The organism is Radiobacillus kanasensis (assembly GCF_021049245.1).
In the GTDB taxonomy this organism is placed as follows: domain Bacteria; phylum Bacillota; class Bacilli; order Bacillales; family Amphibacillaceae; genus Radiobacillus; species Radiobacillus kanasensis.
Genome location: NZ_CP088020.1, coordinates 2,006,752 through 2,031,480 on the forward strand (window position 1 = coordinate 2,006,752; position 24,729 = coordinate 2,031,480).

28 protein-coding genes and 1 riboswitch are annotated in these 24,729 nt (G+C 38.2%); of the genes, 5 read left to right on the forward strand and 23 right to left on the reverse strand.

Annotated elements, in window-relative coordinates; all coding sequences use genetic code 11:
* Positions 1 to 96: 96 nt before the first annotated feature.
* The 7 genes from KO561_RS10425 to prsW all read right to left on the reverse strand — a co-directional run bounded on the left by KO561_RS10425 (position 97) and on the right by prsW (position 5,730).
* On the reverse strand, positions 97 to 678 hold the full coding sequence (locus tag KO561_RS10425) for a lysophospholipid acyltransferase family protein (protein WP_231093152.1): 582 nt from the start codon (positions 676 to 678) through the stop codon (positions 97 to 99).
* Positions 679 to 696: 18 nt separating this feature from the next.
* Positions 697 to 1,374 (reverse strand): (d)CMP kinase, encoded by a 678-nt coding sequence (cmk, locus tag KO561_RS10430; RefSeq protein WP_231093153.1) that lies wholly within the window; start codon positions 1,372 to 1,374, stop codon positions 697 to 699.
* Positions 1,375 to 1,533: 159 nt separating this feature from the next.
* Positions 1,534 to 1,725: a DUF5359 family protein gene (locus KO561_RS10435; protein WP_231097095.1), complete on the reverse strand. Its 192-nt coding sequence runs from the start codon at positions 1,723 to 1,725 to the stop codon at positions 1,534 to 1,536.
* A gap of 66 nt (positions 1,726 to 1,791) precedes the next feature.
* On the reverse strand, positions 1,792 to 2,448 hold the full coding sequence (locus KO561_RS10440; protein WP_231093154.1) for a flagellar brake protein: 657 nt from the start codon (positions 2,446 to 2,448) through the stop codon (positions 1,792 to 1,794).
* Between the two features lie 100 nt (positions 2,449 to 2,548).
* On the reverse strand, positions 2,549 to 3,892 hold the full coding sequence (ypeB, locus tag KO561_RS10445; RefSeq protein ID WP_231093155.1) for a germination protein YpeB: 1,344 nt from the start codon (positions 3,890 to 3,892) through the stop codon (positions 2,549 to 2,551).
* 23 nt (positions 3,893 to 3,915) lie between these two features.
* Positions 3,916 to 4,869 (reverse strand): spore cortex-lytic enzyme, encoded by a 954-nt coding sequence (gene sleB / locus KO561_RS10450; protein WP_408004812.1) that lies wholly within the window; start codon positions 4,867 to 4,869, stop codon positions 3,916 to 3,918.
* 174 nt (positions 4,870 to 5,043) lie between these two features.
* Complete coding sequence (gene prsW / locus KO561_RS10455) at positions 5,044 to 5,730, reverse strand: glutamic-type intramembrane protease PrsW (protein WP_231093156.1); 687 nt, start codon at positions 5,728 to 5,730, stop codon at positions 5,044 to 5,046.
* An 87-nt stretch (positions 5,731 to 5,817) separates the two neighbouring features.
* On the opposite strand from prsW, the gene KO561_RS10460 reads away from it, so the two are divergent.
* Positions 5,818 to 6,780, forward strand: coding sequence for an asparaginase (locus tag KO561_RS10460; protein WP_231093158.1), 963 nt, complete (start codon positions 5,818 to 5,820; stop codon positions 6,778 to 6,780).
* Positions 6,781 to 7,750: 970 nt separating this feature from the next.
* On the opposite strand, the gene KO561_RS10465 is transcribed toward KO561_RS10460, so the two are convergent.
* The 5 genes from KO561_RS10465 to KO561_RS10485 all read right to left on the reverse strand — a co-directional run bounded on the left by KO561_RS10465 (position 7,751) and on the right by KO561_RS10485 (position 12,542).
* Positions 7,751 to 8,737: a YpdA family putative bacillithiol disulfide reductase gene (locus KO561_RS10465; RefSeq protein ID WP_231093159.1), complete on the reverse strand. Its 987-nt coding sequence runs from the start codon at positions 8,735 to 8,737 to the stop codon at positions 7,751 to 7,753.
* Between the two features lie 121 nt (positions 8,738 to 8,858).
* Entirely contained in the window at positions 8,859 to 10,139 is a 1,281-nt protein-coding gene (locus KO561_RS10470) for a Glu/Leu/Phe/Val family dehydrogenase (protein ID WP_231093161.1), read from the reverse strand.
* Between the two features lie 308 nt (positions 10,140 to 10,447).
* Entirely contained in the window at positions 10,448 to 11,032 is a 585-nt protein-coding gene (locus tag KO561_RS10475; RefSeq protein ID WP_231093162.1) for a genetic competence negative regulator, read from the reverse strand.
* A 78-nt stretch (positions 11,033 to 11,110) separates the two neighbouring features.
* The gene (locus tag KO561_RS10480; RefSeq protein WP_231093164.1) at positions 11,111 to 11,875 is read right to left on the reverse strand and encodes a metallophosphoesterase; all 765 of its coding nucleotides are present in this window, start codon (positions 11,873 to 11,875) and stop codon (positions 11,111 to 11,113) included.
* A gap of 34 nt (positions 11,876 to 11,909) precedes the next feature.
* Positions 11,910 to 12,542: a CBS domain-containing protein gene (locus KO561_RS10485; protein ID WP_231093165.1), complete on the reverse strand. Its 633-nt coding sequence runs from the start codon at positions 12,540 to 12,542 to the stop codon at positions 11,910 to 11,912.
* Between the two features lie 148 nt (positions 12,543 to 12,690).
* On the opposite strand from KO561_RS10485, the gene KO561_RS10490 reads away from it, so the two are divergent.
* Genes KO561_RS10490 through KO561_RS10500 form a run of 3 tightly spaced genes read left to right on the forward strand, consistent with a single transcriptional unit; the run spans position 12,691 to position 13,765 of the window.
* Positions 12,691 to 12,918: a spore coat associated protein CotJA gene (locus KO561_RS10490; RefSeq protein WP_231093166.1), complete on the forward strand. Its 228-nt coding sequence runs from the start codon at positions 12,691 to 12,693 to the stop codon at positions 12,916 to 12,918.
* Positions 12,911 to 13,174, forward strand: coding sequence for a spore coat protein CotJB (locus KO561_RS10495; RefSeq protein WP_231093167.1), 264 nt, complete (start codon positions 12,911 to 12,913; stop codon positions 13,172 to 13,174). The genes KO561_RS10490 and KO561_RS10495 overlap by 8 nt, the downstream gene beginning before the upstream one ends.
* A gap of 21 nt (positions 13,175 to 13,195) precedes the next feature.
* On the forward strand, positions 13,196 to 13,765 hold the full coding sequence (locus KO561_RS10500; protein WP_231093169.1) for a manganese catalase family protein: 570 nt from the start codon (positions 13,196 to 13,198) through the stop codon (positions 13,763 to 13,765).
* Between the two features lie 47 nt (positions 13,766 to 13,812).
* Here the strand turns inward: KO561_RS10500 and KO561_RS10505 are convergent, their stop codons facing one another.
* The 4 genes from KO561_RS10505 to KO561_RS10520 are packed head-to-tail and all read right to left on the reverse strand — an operon-like array spanning position 13,813 to position 17,548.
* The gene (locus tag KO561_RS10505; RefSeq protein WP_231093170.1) at positions 13,813 to 14,382 is read right to left on the reverse strand and encodes a LysM peptidoglycan-binding domain-containing protein; all 570 of its coding nucleotides are present in this window, start codon (positions 14,380 to 14,382) and stop codon (positions 13,813 to 13,815) included.
* Positions 14,382 to 14,966, reverse strand: coding sequence for a CPBP family intramembrane glutamic endopeptidase (locus KO561_RS10510; protein ID WP_231093171.1), 585 nt, complete (start codon positions 14,964 to 14,966; stop codon positions 14,382 to 14,384). Before KO561_RS10510 ends, KO561_RS10505 begins: the two co-directional genes overlap by 1 nt.
* An 11-nt stretch (positions 14,967 to 14,977) precedes the next feature.
* The gene (locus KO561_RS10515; RefSeq protein ID WP_231093173.1) at positions 14,978 to 16,486 is read right to left on the reverse strand and encodes a RecQ family ATP-dependent DNA helicase; all 1,509 of its coding nucleotides are present in this window, start codon (positions 16,484 to 16,486) and stop codon (positions 14,978 to 14,980) included.
* Between the two features lie 12 nt (positions 16,487 to 16,498).
* The gene (locus tag KO561_RS10520; RefSeq protein ID WP_231093174.1) at positions 16,499 to 17,548 is read right to left on the reverse strand and encodes a YpbB family protein; all 1,050 of its coding nucleotides are present in this window, start codon (positions 17,546 to 17,548) and stop codon (positions 16,499 to 16,501) included.
* Between the two features lie 143 nt (positions 17,549 to 17,691).
* On the opposite strand from KO561_RS10520, the gene KO561_RS10525 reads away from it, so the two are divergent.
* Entirely contained in the window at positions 17,692 to 17,940 is a 249-nt protein-coding gene (locus tag KO561_RS10525) for a ferredoxin (protein ID WP_231093175.1), read from the forward strand.
* A gap of 67 nt (positions 17,941 to 18,007) precedes the next feature.
* Here KO561_RS10525 and KO561_RS10530 read toward each other — a convergent pair whose 3' ends face one another.
* The 7 genes from KO561_RS10530 to KO561_RS10560 form a co-directional block, all read right to left on the reverse strand.
* Positions 18,008 to 18,280 carry a helix-turn-helix transcriptional regulator gene (locus KO561_RS10530; RefSeq protein WP_231093176.1) on the reverse strand — a complete coding sequence of 91 codons (273 nt, stop codon included), beginning with the start codon at positions 18,278 to 18,280 and terminating at the stop codon, positions 18,008 to 18,010.
* A gap of 159 nt (positions 18,281 to 18,439) precedes the next feature.
* Entirely contained in the window at positions 18,440 to 19,624 is a 1,185-nt protein-coding gene (locus tag KO561_RS10535) for a hypothetical protein (protein WP_231093178.1), read from the reverse strand.
* On the reverse strand, positions 19,617 to 20,156 hold the full coding sequence (gene sigX, locus KO561_RS10540) for an RNA polymerase sigma factor SigX (protein WP_231093179.1): 540 nt from the start codon (positions 20,154 to 20,156) through the stop codon (positions 19,617 to 19,619). The genes KO561_RS10535 and sigX overlap by 8 nt, the downstream gene beginning before the upstream one ends.
* Before the next feature lie 606 nt (positions 20,157 to 20,762).
* Positions 20,763 to 21,281 carry an ECF transporter S component gene (locus KO561_RS10545; protein ID WP_331000782.1) on the reverse strand — a complete coding sequence of 173 codons (519 nt, stop codon included), beginning with the start codon at positions 21,279 to 21,281 and terminating at the stop codon, positions 20,763 to 20,765.
* Entirely contained in the window at positions 21,278 to 21,697 is a 420-nt protein-coding gene (locus KO561_RS10550; protein ID WP_231093183.1) for a DUF4430 domain-containing protein, read from the reverse strand. Before KO561_RS10550 ends, KO561_RS10545 begins: the two co-directional genes overlap by 4 nt.
* 244 nt (positions 21,698 to 21,941) lie before the next feature.
* Positions 21,942 to 22,117: riboswitch (cobalamin riboswitch) on the reverse strand.
* Positions 22,118 to 22,200: 83 nt separating this feature from the next.
* Positions 22,201 to 23,976, reverse strand: a complete 1,776-nt coding sequence (locus tag KO561_RS10555) for an ATP-binding protein (RefSeq protein WP_231093185.1) — start codon at positions 23,974 to 23,976, stop codon at positions 22,201 to 22,203.
* Positions 23,976 to 24,692, reverse strand: coding sequence for a response regulator transcription factor (locus tag KO561_RS10560; RefSeq protein WP_231093186.1), 717 nt, complete (start codon positions 24,690 to 24,692; stop codon positions 23,976 to 23,978). Before KO561_RS10560 ends, KO561_RS10555 begins: the two co-directional genes overlap by 1 nt.
* Between the last annotated feature and the right edge of the window lie 37 nt (positions 24,693 to 24,729).

Consider the following 24,729-nt stretch of genomic DNA (forward strand, 5'->3'; position numbering starts at 1 on the left):
CAAAGACCTCCTTCAATTTCCACACAACAAACGGCTAAATTTGTTCTTTTTTCTAACTTCTAACATTTGAACCAATTTGTCAAGCAATTGGGAATTTTATTTATGTTGATCGATCAATTTTTTTATATCTGCCATGATTGCATCGGTTACTTCCTGAGCATTTGCTTTGTTTTCCCTAAGTTGATCTAAAGCTACTGGTTGCCCATAGATTACCTTTAGTCTTTTAAAGCTTTGGTATGGACCAATAATGGCACAAGGAATTACAGTGGCGGAAGATCGACTAGCGAAAAAACCTGCACCAGCTAAGCCTTGACCGATTTGACCGGTCTTACTTCTTGTTCCTTCTGGAAATAATCCAAGGGTTTTCCCTTGTTTTAAAATGTCTAGACCTTGACGTAAGGCATTACGGTCCTTCATCCCTCTTTTAATAGGAAATGCTTGGATTCTAGTTAATAATCCCCTTAAAAGCTTATTTCGAAACAATTCTTCTTTTGCCATAAAGTGAATGGGCCGAGGGCAGGTTACTCCCACTACAGGTGGATCCCAATTAGAAATATGATTCGAACAAATAATAACAGGACCATTTTTCGGAACATGTTCTTTTCCAATCACCTTTGGACGATAAATTATACGAAGATAAATGCCTACTACAAATCTTGCGAAACGGTAAAGGTTCATTATTCTCTCCCCTCCTTCTTAAAACTCTTTTACAGACGCCACTATGGATAAAATTCGGTCCACAACCTCTTGGATGGAAAGCGAAGTAGTATCTATTTCTACAGCGTCCTTTGCTTTAATAAGAGGAGAAACTTCTCGTTCCGAATCTAATTTGTCTCGAGCTGCAATTTCTTCTTTTAGTCGGCGTAACTCAGATGGAAAACCCTTTTTTACGTTTTCTTGATGTCGGCGAATCGCTCTCTCTTCGACAGATGCCACTAGAAACACCTTCACTTCAGCATCTGGGATAACGTGTGTTCCAATATCTCGTCCATCCATGACGACTCCACGTTGTGCAGCAAGTGCTTGCTGACGCGCCACCATTTCTTGCCTTACGAGCGCATGCTTAGCAACGATGGACACTGAATTCGTTACATCCTGATTTCGTATCTCATCGGTTACACCTTGTCTATCTATCAAGACAATTTGTCCACCTTCGGACTGCACAAGATTGATTTCTGTTTGTAATAGTAATTCATACACCGATTGTTCGTCTTCTAAATCTAAGTTATGTTGTAGTGCCTTATATGTAATTGCTCGATACATCGCGCCGGTATCTATATATATATAGGAAAGATGCTTTGCTACTTGCTTTGCAACGGTACTTTTTCCTGCAGCTGCCGGCCCATCAATGGCAATAGCAAGTTTGTTTGTCATGGTACATTACTCCCTTTCTCGTAACAAAATCCTGATGCCACTTACAAAGTAATTCAGGCCGTTTCTATCTTTTCCATAAGGGAAAGGATAGATACTCTGGCCTGAATTCTCATCAGTAGTTATATAGTCTGGTTTATTCTAATCTAAACAAAAGGACCTTTAAAAGGATAACACATCATTTAAAAAAGAGTCTATTGTTTTTACTATGTTGGATTGCCCCTGTTCAAAAACCCCAATATACTCATAAACAGGATTTGCATAAAGCTCAAAATCAGAATGACTGATTGTAAACTGAGCTGAAATCAGCAACAATCCATGTAATAGAAGTAAGGAAAGAAACCATCGTTCCATACGTTTCACTATGATTCCCCCTTTTTTACCTATTATTTCTTGGGAGAACCAGAATTATACAATGTGCTACTTAATCCCTTTCTTTCGATTGAGCAACTGCTTTTCAAAGCAATAACGGATGACCGTTTGACGATCCTTATCCTTAATTTCATTGAACTTAATCGATAAAGTGGATACATGTTCATCTCGTTCATGAACACGAATAGCTTTTGCTTTAGCGTGAATGTATTCATTAGATCCGGAATCCATTGATAGTACCATCCAGATATCTAAAATCATCCCTGGTTTTACGGAATGATTGGAAGGTAGAACGACGGAGAGCCCGCCACCACTAATGTCCTGTGTAACTGTTGTAAATGGCGCAATCGCCCCTTCCGAGTCATGGATTGAAATATCTAAAGAAGATTCTATTCGAACATATTGCCTTCTTTGTATGCGAATTAGATTTTCGTCCCCAGGAAAGCCGAGAACCAAAGTAGGTATGTTTACATTTTTCTTTGCTCGAACTTGAGTCTCGAATTGGTAAACAGAATTGTCCTTGCCAACGAAACTCGCATAAAACTCTGTTCCTGTTTCAAAAACTCCCGTACGTCCTGTTATCGTATGGATTGGGTAATCAACGTAAATGAGATGATCTTCGTGTTCCACAATTTTACATCTATATAGTTCACTATCCCCATTAACCCCATACTCTAAGGTGAGCGGTAGGCCGATTTTTGTCATGACGTCCGCCTCATTTCATCCAAATTTATCAATGTATCCAATCTTTACAACTTCTATTATCTCAAAAAAACAGGAAAAGGGAAAGGTATAATACCCTTCCCTAAACAGAATCCTTAAATTTTATTTTTGTTGTCTTTAACGGTTCCACCTTTTCTTCCATTCCAGTGTTTGCATTAATAAATATTCGATACGTCTCATTGTCTAAGACGCCAAGAAACTCATAAACAAGTACTTCTTCTTGAAGATCATTATTAATGATGGAAAGATGGGCTTCTTGAACTTTTATATTTGGATTAACTTTCTTTCTCGCTTCCGCTTCGCTAATTTCAGGCTCTGAAATTTGACGTTCTTGATGGTTCCTATAATAGTCGCGAGTGGACAATCCAAGTAACTCCCCATCATCCAATCCAACTTTAACTTGGATGGAATCCGGATACACTCGAACATCATCTTGCGTGTATAAAAAGCTAAATACACCTACATTGTCATACTGACTGCTCTGGAACAGCTGCATGTTTTTGAATCCGTTTTCCTCTAGATATTTTTCTGCTTTTGTTCTAGCGGCGTGTAAGCTTAGCTTTTTAGCTTCAATATCACGATTGACGATGTATGAAAGTAAATGGCCTCCTTTGACCGATAAGTCTAAATATCCGTGTTTGCCATTTTCTTTATAGGAGGCACTGTACATGGCAACATCTGCCCCATCTCCACTTTCAGTTATACGAATTTCTGTATCTTGTCCCACTCCGAAAAAATCTCTAGCTTTCTTTTTCGCTTTTTCTTTTGTGATTTTTTGACCTTGAATAAACTTGTAATCATGGTTTTCTGCTGATACTCCCGTTAAGGTTGTGCCGAGGTTTCCTTCCTCAAAACCTTTAACTGTTTTTTCAACGGTTTTAAACCCGTCAATAATCGTATTGTCCGCTTGCTGCTCACTACTAGCTAACGCTAGTTGCACATCCATCCAGCGGAGATTATTTTCTAACACTAAACTTTGTACTTTACGAAGCTCTTGTTCTATTTCTCCCGACTGCTCATAAAGGGTTTGAAGCTGTTCAACTTCTTTGTCGGATAATGGTTTATTATTCAAGTCGCGGACAGCTGTACGGTAGCTAAACGTCCCTATTTTCGATAAAAACTCCTCTGTCTTATTAAAAGGAAGAAGAGCTAAAGGTAGTTGTCCAACATCACTATGTGCTTCTGAAGTAAGTCTCCAAATCTCAGCAAGCTGTGGGGATAACTGTTCCTTTGAATTCATCGCTAATGTCGTTCCAATTTTGTCATGCAATAGATCCATATGATAGGAAAGATCATGGAACGATCTTTGATATGTGTTTTCCGCTTGAATCAATACAGCATTTTTTTCTCGATGTTCTTGATAACCCCAAACACCGGTTCCGACTAGTCCTAGTGTTAATACAGCAATTCCAATCCATCTCAGCATCTTATATCACCATCCTTCTTCTATTACATACAAAAGACATGTTTTCCGATTCGTTTAATTTGTGGTCTTCCCCATATCCAGCTTGATGTTGCTGTATTAGGGTTAAAATAGTAAATAGCGTTTCCCGTTGGATCCCAGCCGTTTAGTGCATCAAGTACTGCCTTTTTCGCTGATTCATCTGGTGTAAGCCAAATTTGTCCATCCGCAACGGCTGTAAAAGCACGAGGCTCAAAAATAACGCCCGAAACTGTATTAGGAAACGAAGGACTTTCTACACGATTTAGAATCACAGAAGCAACTGCCACTTTTCCTTCATATGGCTCACCACGCGCTTCCCCGTGAACAGCATTCGCCATAAGCTTGATATCATTTTGCGAAAATCCAGCTGGAACATTTGTAGCCGTTGGTTGTGGTGCATCTGCTTTGTCATTCGTATTATTTGTGTTCTTTGGTTTAGCTGGTTGTTTTTCTTGGTTTCCTTGGTTTCCTTGGTTTCCTTGATTTCCCTTGTTGGCCTGATTACCTTGGTTAGCTTGCTTTTTCGTATTTGTATTTTGATTATTGTTCGTGTTCGTATTCGCCTTTTTCTTCACTTGCTGTTCTTTCGGTGTTCCACCATAGTACGTAAAATCATTTCCAGCATCGACCTGCTTTTCTACAAAGGCACGGTCATACTGACTTGCATCCACTAACTTTTGTTTCGTTCCAGGACCAGCAAGGCCATCAATGTCTAAGCCGAATTCATACTGAAAGTTTCGTAATGCCCAATATGTTCCCCAGCCAAACACTCCATCGATTTGACTGTTGTAAAAACCTAAGTACTGTAATCTGGCTTGAAGTTCAATGACGTCGTCCCCTGTTGCTCCTTGTTGGATGACTTGGTCACTAAATGCATATGTAGGCTCTACGTTCGTAAGCATTCCTACACCCGCCAGGATTGTAAAACAAACTAAAAATGGGATCAATGTTTTTTTCATCTCGACTATCCTCCTGAGAGAAATAAAGTATTGTCGTAATTGATACCTATTTTTTGAAACATCTGCCTTTTTATACATAGGAAAAATATACTTTAAAAAATGGAAAAGAGATGGAAGGAGGTTTGCGAACATAAAAATAGCTTCTCCCCTTTTTATTTCCTTTGTGGGAAGAAGCTATGCGTGGTGTTTAAACGGCACATCATATATTACTTTTTTCATACTTTGTTGGTTAGCAACCTTCACTTTTCTTAGTGCTAGCATCCAAAGTCCAATCATAAATGGAATCAGTGCATATAGCCAGTTTCCAGTAACTGTTTGAAGAATATAATCATACGTCCCATGTAGTCCTATTGTTAAGACCAGTGCATACAGAAGCGTGGATTTCCGGTATTTCTTAGTGAATTTCGCTTTTCCTATATAAAATCCCATTATAACTCCAAAAAGCGCATGAGAGGATACAGGAAATAAGGCACGACTAAAGGCAGTTTCTACACCGTGGGCTACGAGATACAAAATATTCTCAACCGTAGCAAACCCTAGACTAAGGGCTACACCATAAACGATACCGTCGTACATCGAATCAAAATCCGAATATTTATATGCGGTGTACATAAAAATAAACCATTTAAAAAATTCTTCGAGGAATCCGGTAATAAGGAAAGAGTATATGAAGGAATTTGAACCTAGACCTTCTTCCATAAAGGCATACTGAATAAACATAATCGGAAACACAAGTAATGCCCCATATAAAAACGTGCGAAAAACCATCGTTAGTGGCTCTGAATCAAACCGATCTTTTAAATAAAAGAAGGCCAACAAAGCAAGTGTCGGTGCAATTCCAGCTGTAAGAACCGCAAACATTTCGACACCCTCTTTCAATTATAGTAGTTTCATCGTATCATGGAAAAGGTAGAAATTAAATAGTGAAAACGTAAAGTTGGTGAAATATTGAAGAAGATTTTAATTATTCATACAGGTGGAACGATTTCCATGATGGAGGACAAAGAGTCTCGAACGGTGTCGCCTGCTGGCGAACATCCACTAGGTTCAGTGAGTAGCCTCTTGGTTGAATATGCCGATACGACGGAAGAATATCTTTTTCACCTCCCTTCTCCTCATATTACTCCTTCACACATGTTAGAGCTTGCGAAGGTTGTGGAGCAGCGTTTAGAAGAAGTAGATGGAATAGTAATTACACACGGTACGGATACTTTGGAGGAAACGGCCTATTTCTTAGACTTGTATCTAGCTACAATGAAGCCGGTTGTCGTAACAGGAGCGATGCGATCAAGTAATGAAATTGGTTCAGATGGCCTCTATAATTTAATATGTTCCATTCGAGTAGCTAGCCATGAGGAAGCCATCAGCAAAGGGGTAATGGTCGTCATGAATGATGAAATACATACTGCCCATAACGTGACGAAAACTTCGACAAGCAATATCGCTACGTTCCAAAGTCCACAATATGGCCCGATTGGTATTGTTACGAAACACAACGTCTTCTTTCATCAGCAGTTAACAAAGAGCGAAACATGTAAGGTAGAACAATTAACGCATAAAGTTGTACTATTAAAAGCTTATGCTGGAATGGATGGAGATATAATCTCGGCCGTTCACCAAGCTCAAATGGATGGGCTCGTCATTGAGGGACTTGGACAGGGAAATCTCCCTAAAGACACTGTAGGAGCGTTGGAAAGAGTTGTTGCGGATCAGATACCTGTTATCCTCGTTTCTAGATGTTATCAAGGGATCGTACAACCTACCTATACGTACGAAGGTGGAGGAAGTCATTTAAAAAATATCGGCGTTATTTTCTCCAATGGATTAACTGGACCGAAAGCAAGAATTAAGCTAATGATGACGTTAGAGAAAACAAAACATCACGACACAATAAAATCCCTATTCGAATGATTACGGTAGACGCTAACTAGGTTGATTTTCGATGCCAATAGTCGTTTTACGAGTGGTGTCAATCCTATCCCAAGTATCGAACTTAATGTTATAATAATTTTTTAGAAGAGGCTAGGACAAAAGTGTATTTATCCTAATAAAATCCGAATTTGGCTCGAAATTCTTTCATTAGAATTCGATTCAGTTCGGATTTTTCTTATAGGTTTCTTTTGTGAATTTTGCTACTAAAAAGATATATGCTGCGAAGTAAAAAAATAGTTAAACAAAAAACCATCGGTTTAATAACTGCTCGATATACACGTGATGTTGATTTCCGCTGCGGGCGGTCGCTTTCCGTGGGCACGGCCTCAGCCTCCTCGCTCGCAAAGATCGCTCCCTGTGGGGTCTTCACCTCGTGCTGTTCCCACAGGAGTCGACTGCCCTCCACTCCAATCAACATGCCGTAAATAGTGGACAAAGAATAGTATCCGAATGAAATTTCTAATTTTAATATAAGTAAATAAAGTGAAATCTTAAATAGTTATGAACAACCTCTAAGTAAATAGAACCCCAAAAACAGTAATTAGGATAGCAATTCATGGTCTTTGGACTAAAGATTTTGAATAAGGTTTTTTCATCCTTACTCCTATCTGCAAAGTTCAGTAGATTAGAAAATAGTAACTTAGCGAAAGCAGAATACGGAGACTCCTGCGGGAACAGCACGAGGTGAAAGCCCCGCAGGACAAGGAAAGCTCCTATGAATACACATCGCACGCAGAAAAAGCGGATTTCTTTTTCAAGGAAGTGGGTTTCTTCTGAGGAGATGGAGGCCGTGTCCGCGGAAAACGGAGTATTTTGCTTTAGCGGCAGCTAATAGCTTCATCTAAAACGGGCTACGTCGCATTTTATACTAACTATGAATGAAAATCCACTATAAAAAAGTACCATTCTAAGCTCCAATCCTGTAATCGTTCGTCTTTAGAGTGTAAAGTTATAATTTTTTCCCTGCCTCTTTTATAGATTGAGCGATTAGTCCACCGTGAAAACGTCCGTTTTCTATAAAGACTTTATTATTATTATAACCAGCGACAACGACACCGGCTACGTACATATCTGGTATATTAGTCTCCATGGTTGTTTCATCATATGCTGGTATTCCCGTTTGTGGATCAATTCCTATCCCTAGTTTTCCTAGAAATTCGAGATCTGGACGGTAGCCCGTCATTGCGAAGACATAGTCATTTTCGATTTCTTTTTCTACTCCATTTACTTCATATCGGATTGTATTTGGTGTTATTTCCAATACATGAGCACTAAATTCCATCTTTACTTTCTCATGACGTACAAGTGAATCAAATTCCGGAAGAATCCATGGTTTAATACTTGAAGAATATTGATCCCCTCGATATAAGACGGTTATGTTAGCTCCAGCCTTATGCAGTTCCAACGTAGCATCTACTGCAGAATTTTTCCCGCCAATTACCGTGACGTTCTTTCGGAAAAAAGGGTGACCTTCTTTAAAATAATGAAATACGTTTGGGAGGTTTTCTCCTTCTACTCTCATCCAGTTCGGTTGATTGTAATATCCGGTCGCCACCACCACGTGCATAGCTTCATATTGAACCTTGCTACCTTCTTCTTTTGTAGAAGACACCAGAAATGCTTCCCCCGTATTTTCTACATTCGTTACTTTTTCAAAGCTATTTATTCGTAATTGACTACGTTCCGCAACAGTTCGGTAGTATGTCATTGCGTCCAATCTAACAGGCTTTTTCTTCTCTGTTATAAAGGGAACTCCGCCAATCTCTAATTTTTCACTTGAACTAAAAAATGTTTGATGAGTTGGATAATTATAAATGGCATCTACAACATTTCCTTTTTCTATTATTAAAGGTTCAATGCCTAGCTTTTGCAACTCTAGACCGACAGATAACCCACATGGGCCAGCTCCAATAATAATCGTGTGCTCTGTTTGCATGGTGTACACTCCTTCACTTCCAGTTCCATTACGTTTCATTGTACCGATTATTAAACTTTTTGAAAACGAAAAAGCACTTATCTGATCAATAGATAAGTGCTTTATAACTCATTTACATATGTTATATCCAGCCACGGAAGCGAGCTGCTTCGGCCATTTTCCTTACCCCTACCATGTAAGCTGCTAACCGCATGTCAACTCTTCTTGTTTGTGCAGTATTATATACATTGTTGAAACCTTTTGTCATTACTTTATAAAGCTTCTCTTCAATTTCTTCCTCTGACCAGTAGTACCCTTGATTATTTTGAACCCACTCAAAATAAGAAACGGTTACTCCTCCTGCTGAGGCAAGAACGTCTGGCACAAGAAGAATACCGCGTTCGGAAAGGATTTTTGTAGCTTCAAGGGTTGTAGGTCCATTTGCTGCCTCCACTACAATCGATGCTTTTATGTTATGAGCATTATCTTCCGTAATTTGATTTTCAACAGCGGCTGGAACAAGAATATCACAATCTAATTCCAATAATTCTTGATTCGTAATCGTGTTGTTAAAAAGTTTCGTAACGGTTCCAAAGCTATCTCTTCGATCTAGCAAATAATCAATATCTAGTCCATCCGGGTCATGAAGCCCGCCATACGCGTCAGATATTCCTACGACTTTTGCACCAGCATCATGCATAAATTTTGCTAGGAAGCTTCCTGCATTTCCGAACCCTTGGATGACGACACGCGCATCCTGTAAATCCATATCTTTTTTCTTAATGGCTTCATCAATACAAATAGTAACCCCTTTAGCTGTTGCAGATTCTCTTCCATGAGAACCACCAAGAACAATCGGTTTTCCTGTAATGAAGCCTGGATTGTTAAATTCATCAATCCGACTATATTCATCCATCATCCATGCCATAATCTGTGGATTCGTAAATACGTCCGGTGCAGGTATGTCTTTTGTCGGTCCAACAATTTGACTAATTGCACGAACATACCCTCTACTTAAACCTTCCAACTCACGGAAGGACATTTCTCGTGGATCACATATGATGCCACCTTTTCCTCCGCCATAAGGTAAATCGACAATACCCGCTTTCAAACTCATCCAAATTGAAAGCGCTTTAACTTCTTTTTCTGTAACATCCGGATGGAATCGAACCCCACCTTTTGTTGGCCCTACAGCATCATTGTGCTGAGCACGAAATCCTGTGAATATTTTAATTGAATCATCATCCATTCGAACTGGAATTCGAACAGACATCATTCGAATTGGTTCTTTTAATAAATCATACACTTCTTCAGGGTATCCCAACTTATCCAATGCTGTTCTTACTACGGATTGAGTTGATTTCAGAACATCTAACTTATCATTGTTTTCATTTGGAGAATCTGAAGCTTTATCGGCTACCATGAACTTACCTCCTATGTACGTTACTTCATGATTTTAAATACCTGTTCAACAAAAGAATCATAGTCTTTATTCATTTTCCACAATAGGGAGTTCTTTAATCCTCTTATTTCACAGAAATTTATTAAGGAATTTGATTTACCAAATCTTACAGACATTAGTATACACGTTCATAGTGAATATGCAATAAAATTATATAAAATTTCCTATTAAATCTATTCAAAATTTCTTTTCTTTGTGCAAAGCTATTTTCATGCACAAAAAGGCTGACAGAGCGCCAGCCTTTTCTTAGAATTTTAGAACATATTCCCTTATAGCTTAAAGTAAGTAACTGTTTGTTCTACGGCATTGCCATCCATGATTTTTCTGCCGTATTCTTCTAAGCGGTAGGAGGTTACAATGCTTGGGGAAGAAAATTCCGATAAAATCGCGATGATATGCTCCCTATTTTGGTTTTCAATATCTTCATCATCAAATACCATATAATAGTGATCATCCATTAAGAATACAGAACCACCGTTTATATTTAATTCAGTCAGATGATAGCTTACTTGGATAATATGTTCAAAATGCTCGAAGCAGAATATCAATTCACGACTCTCATCTAACGTAACCTTCATTTCCACAAATTCTTCATCTTCTAATATGAAATTTTCCTTGTTTTGAGTAACAATAACGGACATCCCCTGCGCTTGCATGAGATGCACTTGGACAAGCAGTACGCCTTCTAATTCGAAACCTAACTCATCACTAGCCTCATACATCATATCATGAAACAATTGATGCACTCGAGGCAGGTCATGCCATAAGTCCTCCTTAGTCAACCCTCTTTCAATTAAATCATCAAATGTAAGAAAAATTTTAAATTGATCGGTTGATAATCTTTCTAAACGCATTACTTATCCCCCCTCTTTTTCCCAATATGATTATTATAATATATGTTAGAAAATATGAATATGGTACAGTTAAAGCTTCTAACTTGTTATCGTTAACAGGTGACATTCCGCATTTGTGCCTAACCGGAATGGTAACTTTGTGAACCCATAGCCCTCACTTACTAAGATAGGTGTCGAGTGATATTTTTTTAATCCCCCTCTGGAATAGGGACCGATTCCAAAAATGCGGATCTGACCTCCATGTGTATGTCCACTCAATACAAAATCAATTTCTGCCGCTTCTGCTAAAGGTAAATCAATAAACCCTCGTGGATTATGGGAAACTAAAATCGTAAAGCAATCATTAGGTCCCGATAGTGCCTCTTGACTATTTATATGTCCCTTATCATAATCATCAAAACCTACAATTCTTATTGTTTTATCTATTATCGGCAATTGTTCAGAATTATTACATAGAAACCTAACATTTTCTTCAGCTAGCACCTGTTTAAAATGATCTTGGTCTACCTCATAGTCATTATTGCCCCAGACGAAATAAATAGGCGCTTTCAGTGTACGCAATCGACGCAAGTTTTCCCTTAGGCGAATAAAAGGAACCCTTTTCTCCACTAAATCACCACCAATGATAATAACCTGAATCTCATCCTCTACTTGGCGAATTGTGTCCATAGAAATGGTTCGTTTATGAATATCGCTAATAAAAAAGATTTTCATTGGAGGTAAATCCTTAGGATACGAGTCTAGAACAACGATTCTTTTATTCAACATATCATGATGTGCTTTATACATCATATAAGAGCAAAAAAGGATTATGAGTAAGAATCCAATAATCCAGAACAACATACATTCTCCTTCTTTCTACTTAGGCCAATCAACCCTACATCTCTTTGACATCTAATACGCGAAAACCTGACTTTTCAAGCTTTTGCACTAACTTATCTAAGTGGTTGCTTTCATCTATTTTGATCACGATCCTTCTCGCCAACTTATCCGTTTCATCAAACGTTGCGACAGAAATAACATTTGTATGAAATTGTTTTAATAAATCCGCTAATCGAGATAACCTTCCAGTCGATTCCTCTGATGTAAAGGCAATGCGCACGCCTCTTTTCTTTACACCAAACGCGCTTTCAAAGGCTTCAATCACATCAAACCGTGTAACAATGCCTAAAAACTTGGAATGTTCATCTACGACTGCCAAAATTGGGAATCCTTTAAATGCTGATAACGTGTGCTCAAATACATCGTCTTCCTTTAAAGATAATGATTCTCCAGTCATAACATTTTGAACTGTCGTATTGTGTAGGAAATCGTGTTTGGAAATGTCACTGTAGTAGAACGATTTATAAATAATTTGTTTTGAAATCATTCCAACAAACTGCTCCCCATTAACAACAGGCATCGCTTCAATATCTTTTTCTTCTAACTGCTGTAACACTGGAGCTAATGAATCATTTGGTACAGCGATTAAGCATTTATGACTCGGTAACATTGTACTTTTTACGAACATGCCAAACACCCTCCTTCTTTTCTTCTATGTATTATATTCGATATTCCACACCTAATTACCTTCTCTTTCCTTTCCATAAGCATGAGACAAGTTTCTCAACCATACGATGAATTGAACGACAATTATTAACAGGAAAGGAGGAAGTGTGTTGCACAGCCAAAGAAAGTATTGGAAACCTTATATTAGCCCATATGACCCATGTTATCCAAAAGAAGTAAAAAGTTACGTAACTCCACCTAATTTATATCTAGGATTCCAACCACCAAATCTTCCACAATATCCTACTGCAAAAGAAGCCCTCTTTAGAGGTACCCTTTGGCCAGCTTTGTTTAGCCCGTATGAAGCACCAGATAATCGAGGTGATCGTGATGAGTAAAAAGATGCCGCCAGAATATTATGAGTTGCTAGAACAAATTCAAGCTGTAGATTTTGTTTTAGTTGAACTAAACTTATATTTGGATACCCATCCTAATGATTATGAAGCTATTCAGCAATACAATAATTTTGCAAAAGAAAGTAAGCAGCTGAAAAAGATATATGAAAAACAATATGGTCCATTAATGAATTATGGGAGAAGTTATTCGGATTATCCATGGAATTGGGATGACGCTCCATGGCCATGGCAGGTTTAAAAGGGAAAGGATGAAGACTCTGTGTGGTATTATGAGAAAAAATTAGAGTACCCAGTAAAGGTTTCAGAATGTAACCCAATGCTTGCAAAGTTTTTGATTGAACAGTATGGTGGCGCAGATGGTGAACTTTCTGCAGCATTACGGTATCTCAACCAGCGTTACACCATTCCAGATAAGGTTGTTGGTTTACTCAACGATATCGGTACAGAAGAGTTTGCACATCTTGAAATGATTGCAACGATGATTTATAAGCTTACGAAAGACGCAACTCCTGAGATGTTAAAAGAGGCAGGGTTAGCACCTCACTACGTAAATCATGACAGTGCCTTATTTTATCATAATGCGGCTGGTAGTCCATGGACAGCGACATACATCCAAGCAAAAGGAGACCCGATTGCAGATTTATACGAGGATATTGCTGCCGAAGAAAAAGCTAGAGCTACTTACCAATGGATCATTAACGTATCAGACGACCCAGATTTAAATGATGGCCTGAAATACCTTCGTGAAAGAGAGGTAGTACACTCCCAACGCTTCCGAGAAGCGGTGGAAATTCTGAAGGATGAACGAGATAAAAAAATTTTCTTCTAAGGATATAAGTGATAAGGCAAAACACGCGTTTGCCTTATCATTCCATTTTATTTCGGTCCATGTTTCGGTGGAATTTTCAGTACCTGTCCTACCTTTAATGTTTTGTTCGTTAGGCCATTGACATCAATGATCAACTGTTGGTCTTCTGCGTTTCCATAAAACTCTATCGCGATGGAAGACAATGTGTCTCCTTCTTTCACATTATATATTTGTAGTCCCACTAAATCTGGTTCCTTCGATTGTACCAACGACTGTTGATCCCCTTCCGGCTCCTTATTTTGTTTCTCTCCTACAATGACTTCTTCATGGGAGCTATCCGTTTCTGTTTCGTTTAGAAAATCTTTCGATTGTAAAAAGTCCTCTCCCCATATTTTATAGGTAAGTACTAAAACGGTAATAATGAGAAAGAGTAACACTAAAAATCGAACAAATGGAAAGCTAATTTTCCACTTTACTTTCGTTTTCTTATTAGTATGGATTTGACTTCTAGGCGGCAGCTCTAATATATTTAATTCCTTTTCCTCTTGACTGGATAAGCGTGGAGGCTGTTCGTCATCTGAACCGTGCATGCGGCTTCGCAGGTTATATGCTTGATCTTTTTGAGTTTTTTCATCCATTATAATTCCTCCCCTTGTTCACTGGTAAATCGAATCAAAAAGGCTAGTAATAAATCAATCAGAAAATGTGCCACGATCGTGTACACGAGGCTGTTTGTCACTTCAAAAATATAGCCTAGTAAAAAGCTTAGAAGAACAATGGAAATAAGTAACAGTGGCTTCTTCAAATATCGAATGTGAATGATTGCAAAAAGAACACTTGCAAAAACCAAACCGAAAGAAGTTTGAATCACTCCGCGAAATAATAACTCTTCTGCTACCCCAACCACAATACAAATGATAAACAATTCAGGTGTCGTTCTTTTAGAAAAGATAGCTTCATTAATTCCACCATCATCTAGTTGATTGGGTGCTATTAACTGTAGCATGATATTAATGAGAACAACGGTTAAAGCCGGTAACACTGCGAATACAATGATGCCTTTTGTATCCCAAGAAAACAAATGGAGCCAAATAGAAAGAGGGTTAAATAAAAAGAGACTTAATCCAATGGCTAAAAGTATAAAAAATAACTGAGATAGAAGTACCTGACGCATAACTTCTCTTGGAGTCAATGATTTTAACAATTCTGCTTGTTTGGACATAACATCCACCTTTACACTTGGTGCAATATTTTTTTTAGTCTTGCTTTCCAGTCCAATGATTGGTTTAGCCGCTCCTCATATTTAGGCGACCAGGCATCAAATGTGAAATCACAATGATCACAGCAGTAAAAAGTAGGTTCTTGAATTCCCTTTTGGAATGAAGAAAACAAAGATCGTCTTCTACACCCATGGTCTGTTATCCACTCCAAAAGCTGCGTTAATTTCTTTTGTTTGTATATTTGTCGGGATTGAATCACTTGTATGATTTCTTGTTTGACCTTATTCCATTTGTTCAGATTATACAATATTCGACCATTTTTTAACATACTATGTTTTTCTAGTTGGTATTCTAGGAAGCGGAGTTGAATCTCATTCAACCACCCTTTTTGTTCAAGTTCCATAAATGGAAGAACAACCTCCTTTTCGTCACCAAGATGGTGAAATAAACGATTGATGTCTTCCTCCTTCGGTAATTCTCCCTCTAGCAACACTTTAGGGAGATAATCATCGTTAGGTGCCGTTAACACGAGGCTGACACTTGATTTTCCATCTCTTCCAGCGCGTCCAAGCTCTTGGATAAACGATTCGATTTGCGTTGGAAGATGAAAATGTACGACCAATCGAATATCTTGTTTATCAATACCCATACCAAATGCACTTGTACAGCATATAACATCTAGTTGATTATTCATGAATTGTTGTTGAATTAAAATACGGTCGGTCTGCTCCATTCCTCCGTGGTAAAAAGCAATTCGTAGCTCCGGAAGCTCTCTCATTAGATCATGTGCAATTTTCTCAGCTCCCTTTCTGCTGGAAAAATAAATCATGGAAGGAACCGGAAATTTCTGTAACAACTGAACTAAGTAGTCCTTTTTAGCTTGTTCATCTTGGCACGATTCCACAACAAACGAGATATTCTTTCGATCCATTGGATAAACGTGTTTGACCATATGTACACTATGAAGTTGCTGTTCGATATCTGCTTGTACTTCTGGAGTAGCTGTCGCACTTAATGCCAAAATGGGTGGATTATTCAGTTGTTTTATCGTCTCATGTAATTTTAAATAATCCGGTCGAAATTCATGCCCCCATTGTGAAATACAATGTGCTTCATCCACTACAAAAAGAGAAATCTCACATTTTTTTAGTTCATTTATGAAAGATTCATTTTGAAGCATTTCTGGAGATACGTAGACAAGTCGATAGGTTGCTAGTTGATCCAGTTCTCTTTCTTTCTCTGCGCTATTCATAAAACTGTTAAAAGCAATCACATCTTTAAATCCGGAAGCTTTTAATTGCTTCACTTGATCAAGCATTAAAGATATTAAAGGAGAAATGACGACAACCGTTCCAGGTAATACGCGAGCAGGAAGTTGATAGCAAATAGATTTTCCGGAACCAGTCGGTAATATTCCCAGAACATCTCTTCCTGCTAAAACATCTTCTATTATTTCTTTTTGCCCTGTACGAAAATTTGAAAATCCATAATACTTTTCTAGCTCGTTCCGTAAATCTAACATCCTATTACTCCTCTACTGACTTTCCATTAGGGCTAAAACTAATCGTATCTGAAAGTAGGAATATGGTTCTCCTAAGTATTGCTTCAGATCCCTTAAACGTCTTGTTTGTTCATGTTCAATCGCAGCCCTTATAACAGCCCTGTCTTCCTTAGATATATAGGTAGATATGGAGATGTGAGGATTAGAGTGAACGATTTCGACGATATGATCTTCAATTGTATTCCGTTTCAGCCTTCTTCTTCTAGCGATTTCCTCTGTAGAGAAGCCTTGATCCAGAAAAAACTTTGTCCGTTGGGCGGATTGAGTAAGAAATGTACCACTTGATAATCCGTCTAGAAATGTTTGTAACACTGGGAAGGGACTGGTCTGGACTTGTTTCATTATATGGTGAGTGACAATCGTAATAATAGTTTGAATATCTATGACGTCTAATCGGTAAAAATCCCCAAGCTGTTCCGTACTTTGTCCATATTCCCTATGCCCACTTAAACGTTCTACAAAAATAGTTGCTTCTCTGTCTGGTAATTGGGCTAGGAGGAAACTGAGCTCCTGATATAAAGAGGTAGTAACTTCTTTAATATTGGAGCGTTTTTGAGAATAGAAGCTTTTTACCCAATGGTTTGTGATGGGGTCATCTAATATAGGGATGAAGGACTTTTCCCCTTTATGAACATTACTAATCGTCTGAATGGCTAACAAAAGTCGTTGGTAAAAGGGCTCAACCATACCCTCAAAGGTCAAACCGTCTGCTTTGTCCAATATGGTACGAAGTCCATGTTTACTCACTACACGTTTCCCTTTATCGGTTAAAAAATATCTCATGTACGACGATGTAGCAGTATGCTTGCTTACATATTGATGATCGACTAGCTGATCCAACCTTTGATCAAACTGTTTACGGGATAATTTTTTACTTATTCCAAAATAACCAGTAACTTTAAATAAGTGAGCATCCTGTAAGGTTTGTGCAGACCTCTTGCCAACGAGGATGTGATAGATGCCAGATACACTTCTCTCCGTGTGCATCTTATGTATGCTATCTAATATGATTGCAGATAACAAAATATATCCTCTCCCCTATGTATAGCGAATCTATCTATTTGAATTCCTGTAGCTATCATTCTAGACTAGAAGGAAAAGGAAATATACGTTCCTTCTCTTCTATATTATACTTACAGAAGGAAAAAGAAAATGGAGGTTTTCAAATGGCTAAATTTGCCATTGTTGATAAGGACACATGTATTGCTTGCGGGGCATGTGGAGCCACCGCATCACAGGTTTTTGATTATGACGAAGAAGGATTAGCATATGTCCTATTAGATAAGAATACAGGGACCCAAGCCATTCCTGAGGATTGGGAAGAAGATGTAGAAGATGCCTACATGGGTTGCCCTTCGGATTCTATTAAGGTTCATGATAAAGCCTTTGATGGAGACCCGTTAAAATTCGAATAATCAGATGAGCGAATAGTTAATCGCTTGTCTGTTTTTTGTATAGGGTTAGATTCTTGCGTAGAGTAGCTCATGCCTGTTTCTTTTGCCTTGCCAGAAAATCATCGAAAACGGCTAATACATTTGCCCCTATGACATTTTGGATAATCTCACTTTCTCGAAACAAGACACATGTTGTGACTATAGTGGTCCAATTGGCAGTGATTCTTTCTTTTTCAATCTGCACTAAAGTCTTTTTTGAAATACCTAAAATCATAGCCATTTCTGCTTGATTATAGCCTTGTTCCACTCGAATAAGCTTCATTTTGCTAGAGATTCCCTTCATTACAGCCTCTCGTTCCATCTTGCACCACCACCCTAACCGTACTTTTTCCTTCTATACTAACATGATAAGCGCTTTCATGCTTGTTTTTACATGCATTACAGATTAGGAAATCAGGGTGAATGAAATCTACCTATATAGAAGGCATCCCCCTAACGTCTTTATGCCAGGGGGAAACTATTAATGAAGAGGCTTTGGATTCACACCAATTGGTACAGGAATAGAACGTGTCAAGTCATAAGGACCAAGCTGTTCAAACGGTAAATCTAAAAATTGTACGGTCTCATACCCGAAACTCTTTGCGGTTAATAGCATACTTTCAAGCATTGTTAAGGTTGATTGATTCGGTGGAATACTCTCCCCATGCGCAAAGGTTATAGTAACTTGTTGCTGATCTGCTTGTATTTCAAAAGAAATATCTTCTGGTATTGGAGCTTTAAGATTAAAATTAGTTCCTTCACTTCTCATACTTTTTAAGGCGGACTGTAAATTAGGGTGAGGCTCATAGTAAATCGGTACGAAAAAGGATGGTGTTCCTTCCTGATATCGATACACCTTATAAGGTGTATTTTTCAATGTATCTAATACTTCTAACGAAGGAACATTCCCCATTTCTCCTAAGTTCGTCTTCCCGTTTAAGTTAATCTTAGTGACACCATACGGTTCAAACATAGCAGATAAAACATTTTGGAACATTCCTTGAACAGCTCCCCCTGGCGGCAACGAATAGTCTTGCGGGATATTTAATTGAACCTGTTGCTGATCAAGGGAAAGATCAAACGTGATTCCTTGGAAAGGGAATTCTTCTAGTCCAAATTCTTCTTCAATATAATTATCCATCTTATTGTAATACACTTCATCCACTTCTGGATTTGTTGAATCAATTAATGTCAAAGGTATAATGAGTTGCATGTTCGGGTCCACAGCAGCTAAATGAACTAACGATACCTGTTCCGGTACTTCCTGAATGAGCATCGATTGTGGCGGTTCAGCATTACTACTTTGTTCCATTAAAGCATTATCATTGGATTCTGCCACATCCATCTTACCCTGGCTTTCTTCTTTTGCTAGCTCCATCGATTCTTTCGTACTATCAGACGAACTGCTTTTTGAGTTCATGGATTCATAGGAACCATCATGATTAGTCATTAAACTTGGAACAATTAAAATTAATAATAACAGTAAGGAAACAGAAGCAAAGGTAGGTACTAACCATGGTTTTCTAGCAGGTTTATGCGCCGTGTTGCTTCTTGGCTGATTTACTTGTAGCTTTCGATACAATTCTTCTTTAGATTGCTTATCTGTAACTGTAGGCATGTTTGAAAGCAATTCTTCTAATCTTTCGTCCGTAATTCGGTTAGACACCTTTGGATCCCTCCCTTCCACTTTGTTTCGTTAAGATATCTTTTAATTGTTTCATTCCGCGATGCTGGGTCGTTTTTACTTTGCTCGTGCTCCAGCCTAATATGTCAGCTGTTTCTTGAATGGACATACTCTGAATATAACGCAGGATAATGACACTTTTCTGATCAACGGTACATTGATCCAAACCTTGATAAACTTGTTTCATCTCATCATTTAAAATCGTAATCTCTTCTGGAATTTTAGCATCATCCTGGACTTGTTCTCCACGCTCTCCCCAATCAAAAAAATCTAAGATACGTTTTCGCTTGCTTTTTTGTTTACGAAAAAAATCAATCGCCACATGGCGAGCAATCGAAAACAGCCATGTCTTTTGACTACTTTCACCTTTAAAAGTGTCCAGACTGTGTAATACCTTAATATACACTTCTTGAACTAGGTCTTCTGCTACTTGTCTATCTTTAACCATATAAATAAGAAACTGATACAAATCCTGATGATATTCTTCATAGACCTCTTCAAAAGCGGACCTCATAGCAAAGCTCTCCTCGTTCTTGTATATTTAGTCGTAATTTTCCCAATAAAGTTACACTTTTTAAAAATCTCCCGTACATATTCTCTTCTTAAATCTTATACTAGTCGTTTCATCCTCGTAAATAGCTGATTTTATATTCGAGAGAAAAAAGTTTGATAAGCGATTCTCATTCACGTTTGATATAAAATACGACGTAACTTTTATAAAGGCTTTTTATTGAAAGTGAAGTGAAGTGAAGCATGATGCCGCGCTCCGGCAGAATACTCCGCTTTCCGCAACGGAAATCAGCATCGTACATACAACGAGCAGTCACTAAACCGATGGTTTTGTAGTATCTTTTATTAATTTGTTACGTCGGAGTTTATATCTTATTAGAAACTAGATTCTCAAAAGATAGCTAAAAAATCCGAACTGGTTGAATTCTATTAAAGAACTGCAAACCTGTTCGGATCTTTTGATGGTCTATGCGCTTTTATCGCAGTCTTCTTTGTACATTAAATCAGCAGAAAATATTGTTAGTACACATACTGCGAAACAATATGCTATTTGTTAAGTGGTTTAATGATTTCTCTACGCAATTGGAGCTAAGTTTTTCCTAGCTTCTCTTCATCTACCAGGACTCAGATAATTTCCATAATACTTATTTAATATTTTGGATAAAACAGGGTATAGCACAATCATAAAGAAAGCATTTCCTACAGCATGATACGTATCAAATAAAAGTCCAGTTAAATAATATGGCCAAAACGAACCGGCAACCGAATAAGTTGCCAATGAAATAGTGAATCCGTACAAATACCCGACTAAGATCGCGTAGCCAACTAATATTCCTAAAGGTAAATCTTTTCTCCATTTCCCTAACCAACCGCTACAAAAGCCGACTACTCCCCAAACAATGATTTGCCAAACCGTCCAGATTCCCATCCCTAACAACAAATTAGATAGATATGTTGTTAGAAAGGCTAACAAAACAGCAGAAAATGGACCAAGGATTATTCCACAAATAATAATTATTGTAGTCACTGGTTGCACATTAGGAATGAACTGAAAAGCGAATCTACCTACTACGGCTAATGCGGCCAAGATTGCAATAACCGTGATTCTGTACGTATTCAATCGAATCATTCCATAGCGTGAAGATCGAACGTAACTTGATCTCCTGGTTCTAATTTATATTCTGCCGCTCCAACCTTTGCCATTTCTTCGTTCACCGTGTACATCCAATACTTTCCGTTTTTATCATCTTGAGATACGCCTTCGATGGAAGTAATGAATCCATCTGATTCTTCAATCTCAAAGTTTTCTTTCATAACGCCTAATACTGTCGTACCTTCTTCAATTGGTATTTCTTTCTCTGTCACAACTTCTGCACCGTTATCTTTTGAAATAACAACAGTAACGACTTCCTGTTTTTCCATTTGTTCGGTATTTTCCTTGTCCTCTTGATTGTTTTCCGCGTTATCGGTTGAATCTTGTCCACAACCTACTAAAACCAGAGCAGCGAACAACAAAGCAAGTAACGATTTCCACTTGTGTCTCATTTTATTCCCTCCAAAAAGTTGTTTTTCCATAGCTGCTTCGACGTAGGCTAAGCCTTTGTTTCCCCTATACTTGGGACTTGAAAATTTTTCTTTGCGAGTATCTTCTTGTTAAAATTTTTTACTCCCTAACATACAAAAAAACTTATCCAGGAAGGATAAGTTTGAAGACAATCTAGTTTTATGGCCACTGAAAAAGCAAGCCAAATTAACCTAGGTTATCCAAACGCTCAATCCCCGAAGCTTTGAAATATATAGAATTTAGGCAGGTCTACTGACTTATGCTTTACCTACTGAGAGCCCTTCCCACACTTTTCGTGCAGTGGTTTTGCTCTGTTCGAAACATTTACAGTTGCGAGGACAGTTCTGGATTTGAACCAGATTCCCATTTTAAGCAAGTGCACCTAAAACTCTTCTATTCAATTGGAATGAAAGTGATTTTATCACAGCCCTTGTCCATAAGGAAACTAATTCGTTTCATAAGGAACAAGATAATTCTGCCTTTTTTATTCTGTTTCGATATGATTAGGTATTTTAAACGTAAATGTTGTACCTTCCGACTCTTTGCTTTGGACAAAAATTGACCCTTTATGCGATTCTACAATATGCTTGGCAATTGCTAAACCAAGTCCTGTACCTTTTTTGCCTTTACTTCGTTTTCTAGATTTATCAGCTTTATAAAACCTTTCAAAGACAAACGGCAAATCATCCTTCGGTATGCCAGCTCCTGTATCATAAATGGAAAATTGAATCATATCATCAAGCGGAACGATTTCAACCGTCACGCTACCACCTTCATTCGTATGGGTAATAGCATTATCAATTAGATTCGTAAACACTTGTTCTATTCGATCCGGATCTATACGAATCGCACCTAAATCATTTGATTCGTGTACTAATTCTAATTTTACCTGCTTTTCTACTGCCATCCCTTTAAATTTCTTCACCACTCGACTAACGAAAGGTAGGAGTTCAACCATTTCCAAATTCAACTGATCATGACCTGCTTCCATTTTAGCCAAGTCTAGCAGTTCATTGACCAATCGACCAATTCGAAGCGATTCTTCATAAATGATTTGAGCCAATTCATTCTTTTCCTCTTTGGATTCCACAACATCATCTACAATTGCTTCACTATAGCCTTGTAGCATGGATATTGGGGTCCGAAGTTCATGCGATACGTTGGCAATGAAGTCTTCCCGATATTTATCCATCGTTCGTTCTTCCGTCATATCTCGAAAAACTGCAACTACTCCACGCACTTGAGTATGGTCGTACAATGGGGTCATAATCATCACATAGCTTCTACCCTGTACGAGCAATTCCTTCATAACCTCTTCCTCAGTACGTATTACTTCTTCCAATACTTGGTGGAGCTCTGTAGGTAAAGATAATGTAGAACCCTCTTTTACTCGGGAGTTTTCAAAATTCCAATCCTCTAAAAACTTTTGAGCTGGCGGATTAGATACGATGATATCCCCTTTTCGATTTAAAGTAAGGACACCGTCTGCCATCGAGCTTAAAATCCCGGAAAGCTGCTCTTTCTCTTGTCTCAAGGCATTTATATGAAACTTTAGCTGCCTACCCATTCGATTAAAAGCCATCGCTAATTCGCCTATTTCATCATGGGTCAGGATTGGTACCTTTGTATTAAATTCCCCTCTTGCTAACTCAAAAGCCCCTTCTCGCATTTTAATAAGTGGTGCTGTAATTCTTGTGGAAAGGAAGAATGCAAAGATGGTTGTTAATACAATGGCGATTCCTGCCCCAAGCAAAATAATTTTTGTCGTGTCACGAGAGGTTGCTTTCACGACACTTAATGATTGATAGACAAAAATAGCCCCATTCCCGTCTTGAATGGAATGTCCCACAATCATAACTTCTCGCTCACTAGATGGCAGTGTTACTTGTTTTTTTACATCTTTTCCATCCGTAATAACACTTGCTAATTCTTTATCTTCTAAAAGCCAATCATACGTTATCTTGCTTAAGCTTTCTTCTTCTGTTTCGGAAATCCAAAACTGATCTTCCTCAAATATAATAGCAACACGACTTGATGGATCCATTATTCGAGTTGACGTATCTATGATTACTGAACGATCCTCGTGCTGTTCGATCATCTCAGAAATCTTTGTTGCTGTCTGCATTAAATCGTTTTCTGCTTCACTCACGTGAAAGTTCTCAAAAAATTCTAGGAGTAGAATGGTTAGGATAAATAAAAGGAAAGAGACGAGAAGTAGGATGGTAATCCAAAGCTTCCCGACAACACTACGCCAAAGCATTATTTACCTGAGACCTCAAACTTGTATCCTACTCCCCATACTGTCACAATCATTTTTGCCGCGTCTTGAGAAACTTTATTTAACTTTTCACGAAGTCTTTTTACATGGGTATCTACCGTCCGTAAGTCTCCAAAGAACTCATATTTCCATACTTCTTTTAACAACTGCTCCCGATCAAATACTTTATCTGGAGCTTTGGCTAAAAACAGAAGAAGTTCATATTCTTTTGGTGTTAACCCTACTTCTTTTCCATCTGCAGTTACGCGATGTGCATCGTTATCGATAAACAAGTGGGGGAATTCTAACACATTTCGCGCACCAAAATCAGTATTCGCTTGTACACTAGCTTGAGAACGACGAAGTAATGCCTTAACCCGTAAAACTACTTCTCTAGGGCTAAAAGGTTTAACGATATAGTCATCGGTACCGACTTCAAAGCCTTGTACACGATTGGCTTCTTCTCCTTTGGCTGTCAGCATGATAATTGGAGTTGTTTTCACTTCTCTTATCTCTTTGCAAGCTTCAATTCCATCCTTCTCAGGCATCATGATATCTAGAATAATAAGGGCATAGTTTTCTTGAAGTGCATATTCCACCGCTTGGTTGCCATCTTCTGCTTCCTCTATCTCATAGCCTTCTCTTTCCAGGTACATACGAATTAATCGTCGAATGCGTTCCTCGTCATCTACCACTAATATTTTTTGGTTTTCACTCATTTCCGTTCCCCCCTTTGAATTTATCTCAAAACTATAT

Bases quoted from the DNA above. Each gene is read 5' to 3' on its own strand.
- KO561_RS10470 (WP_231093161.1), bottom strand. From the start codon at position 10,139: ATGGTAGCCGATAAAGCTTCAGATTCTCCAAATGAAAACAATGATAAG.
- KO561_RS10465 (WP_231093159.1), bottom strand. From the start codon at position 8,737: ATGCAAACAGAGCACACGATTATTATTGGAGCTGGCCCATGTGGGTTA.
- KO561_RS10555 (WP_231093185.1), bottom strand. From the start codon at position 23,976: ATGCTTTGGCGTAGTGTTGTCGGGAAGCTTTGGATTACCATCCTACTT.
- KO561_RS10530 (WP_231093176.1), bottom strand. From the start codon at position 18,280: ATGGAACGAGAGGCTGTAATGAAGGGAATCTCTAGCAAAATGAAGCTT.
- KO561_RS10515 (WP_231093173.1), bottom strand. From the start codon at position 16,486: ATGTTAGATTTACGGAACGAGCTAGAAAAGTATTATGGATTTTCAAAT.
- KO561_RS10505 (WP_231093170.1), bottom strand. From the start codon at position 14,382: ATGGATGAAAAAACTCAAAAAGATCAAGCATATAACCTGCGAAGCCGC.
- KO561_RS10545 (WP_331000782.1), bottom strand. From the start codon at position 21,281: ATGATTCGATTGAATACGTACAGAATCACGGTTATTGCAATCTTGGCC.
- KO561_RS10485 (WP_231093165.1), bottom strand. From the start codon at position 12,542: ATGTTCGTAAAAAGTACAATGTTACCGAGTCATAAATGCTTAATCGCT.
- ypeB (WP_231093155.1), bottom strand. From the start codon at position 3,892: ATGCTGAGATGGATTGGAATTGCTGTATTAACACTAGGACTAGTCGGA.
- KO561_RS10475 (WP_231093162.1), bottom strand. From the start codon at position 11,032: ATGCGTTTAGAAAGATTATCAACCGATCAATTTAAAATTTTTCTTACA.
- KO561_RS10440 (WP_231093154.1), bottom strand. From the start codon at position 2,448: ATGACAAAAATCGGCCTACCGCTCACCTTAGAGTATGGGGTTAATGGG.
- cmk (WP_231093153.1), bottom strand. From the start codon at position 1,374: ATGACAAACAAACTTGCTATTGCCATTGATGGGCCGGCAGCTGCAGGA.
- KO561_RS10560 (WP_231093186.1), bottom strand. From the start codon at position 24,692: ATGAGTGAAAACCAAAAAATATTAGTGGTAGATGACGAGGAACGCATT.
- sleB (WP_408004812.1), bottom strand. From the start codon at position 4,869: ATGAAAAAAACATTGATCCCATTTTTAGTTTGTTTTACAATCCTGGCG.
- KO561_RS10425 (WP_231093152.1), bottom strand. From the start codon at position 678: ATGAACCTTTACCGTTTCGCAAGATTTGTAGTAGGCATTTATCTTCGT.
- KO561_RS10510 (WP_231093171.1), bottom strand. From the start codon at position 14,966: ATGTCCAAACAAGCAGAATTGTTAAAATCATTGACTCCAAGAGAAGTT.
- KO561_RS10435 (WP_231097095.1), bottom strand. From the start codon at position 1,725: ATGGAACGATGGTTTCTTTCCTTACTTCTATTACATGGATTGTTGCTG.
- KO561_RS10495 (WP_231093167.1), top strand. From the start codon at position 12,911: ATGAGTAAAAAGATGCCGCCAGAATATTATGAGTTGCTAGAACAAATT.
- KO561_RS10525 (WP_231093175.1), top strand. From the start codon at position 17,692: ATGGCTAAATTTGCCATTGTTGATAAGGACACATGTATTGCTTGCGGG.
- KO561_RS10480 (WP_231093164.1), bottom strand. From the start codon at position 11,875: ATGTTGTTCTGGATTATTGGATTCTTACTCATAATCCTTTTTTGCTCT.
- prsW (WP_231093156.1), bottom strand. From the start codon at position 5,730: ATGTTTGCGGTTCTTACAGCTGGAATTGCACCGACACTTGCTTTGTTG.
- sigX (WP_231093179.1), bottom strand. From the start codon at position 20,156: ATGAGGTCCGCTTTTGAAGAGGTCTATGAAGAATATCATCAGGATTTG.
- KO561_RS10550 (WP_231093183.1), bottom strand. From the start codon at position 21,697: ATGAGACACAAGTGGAAATCGTTACTTGCTTTGTTGTTCGCTGCTCTG.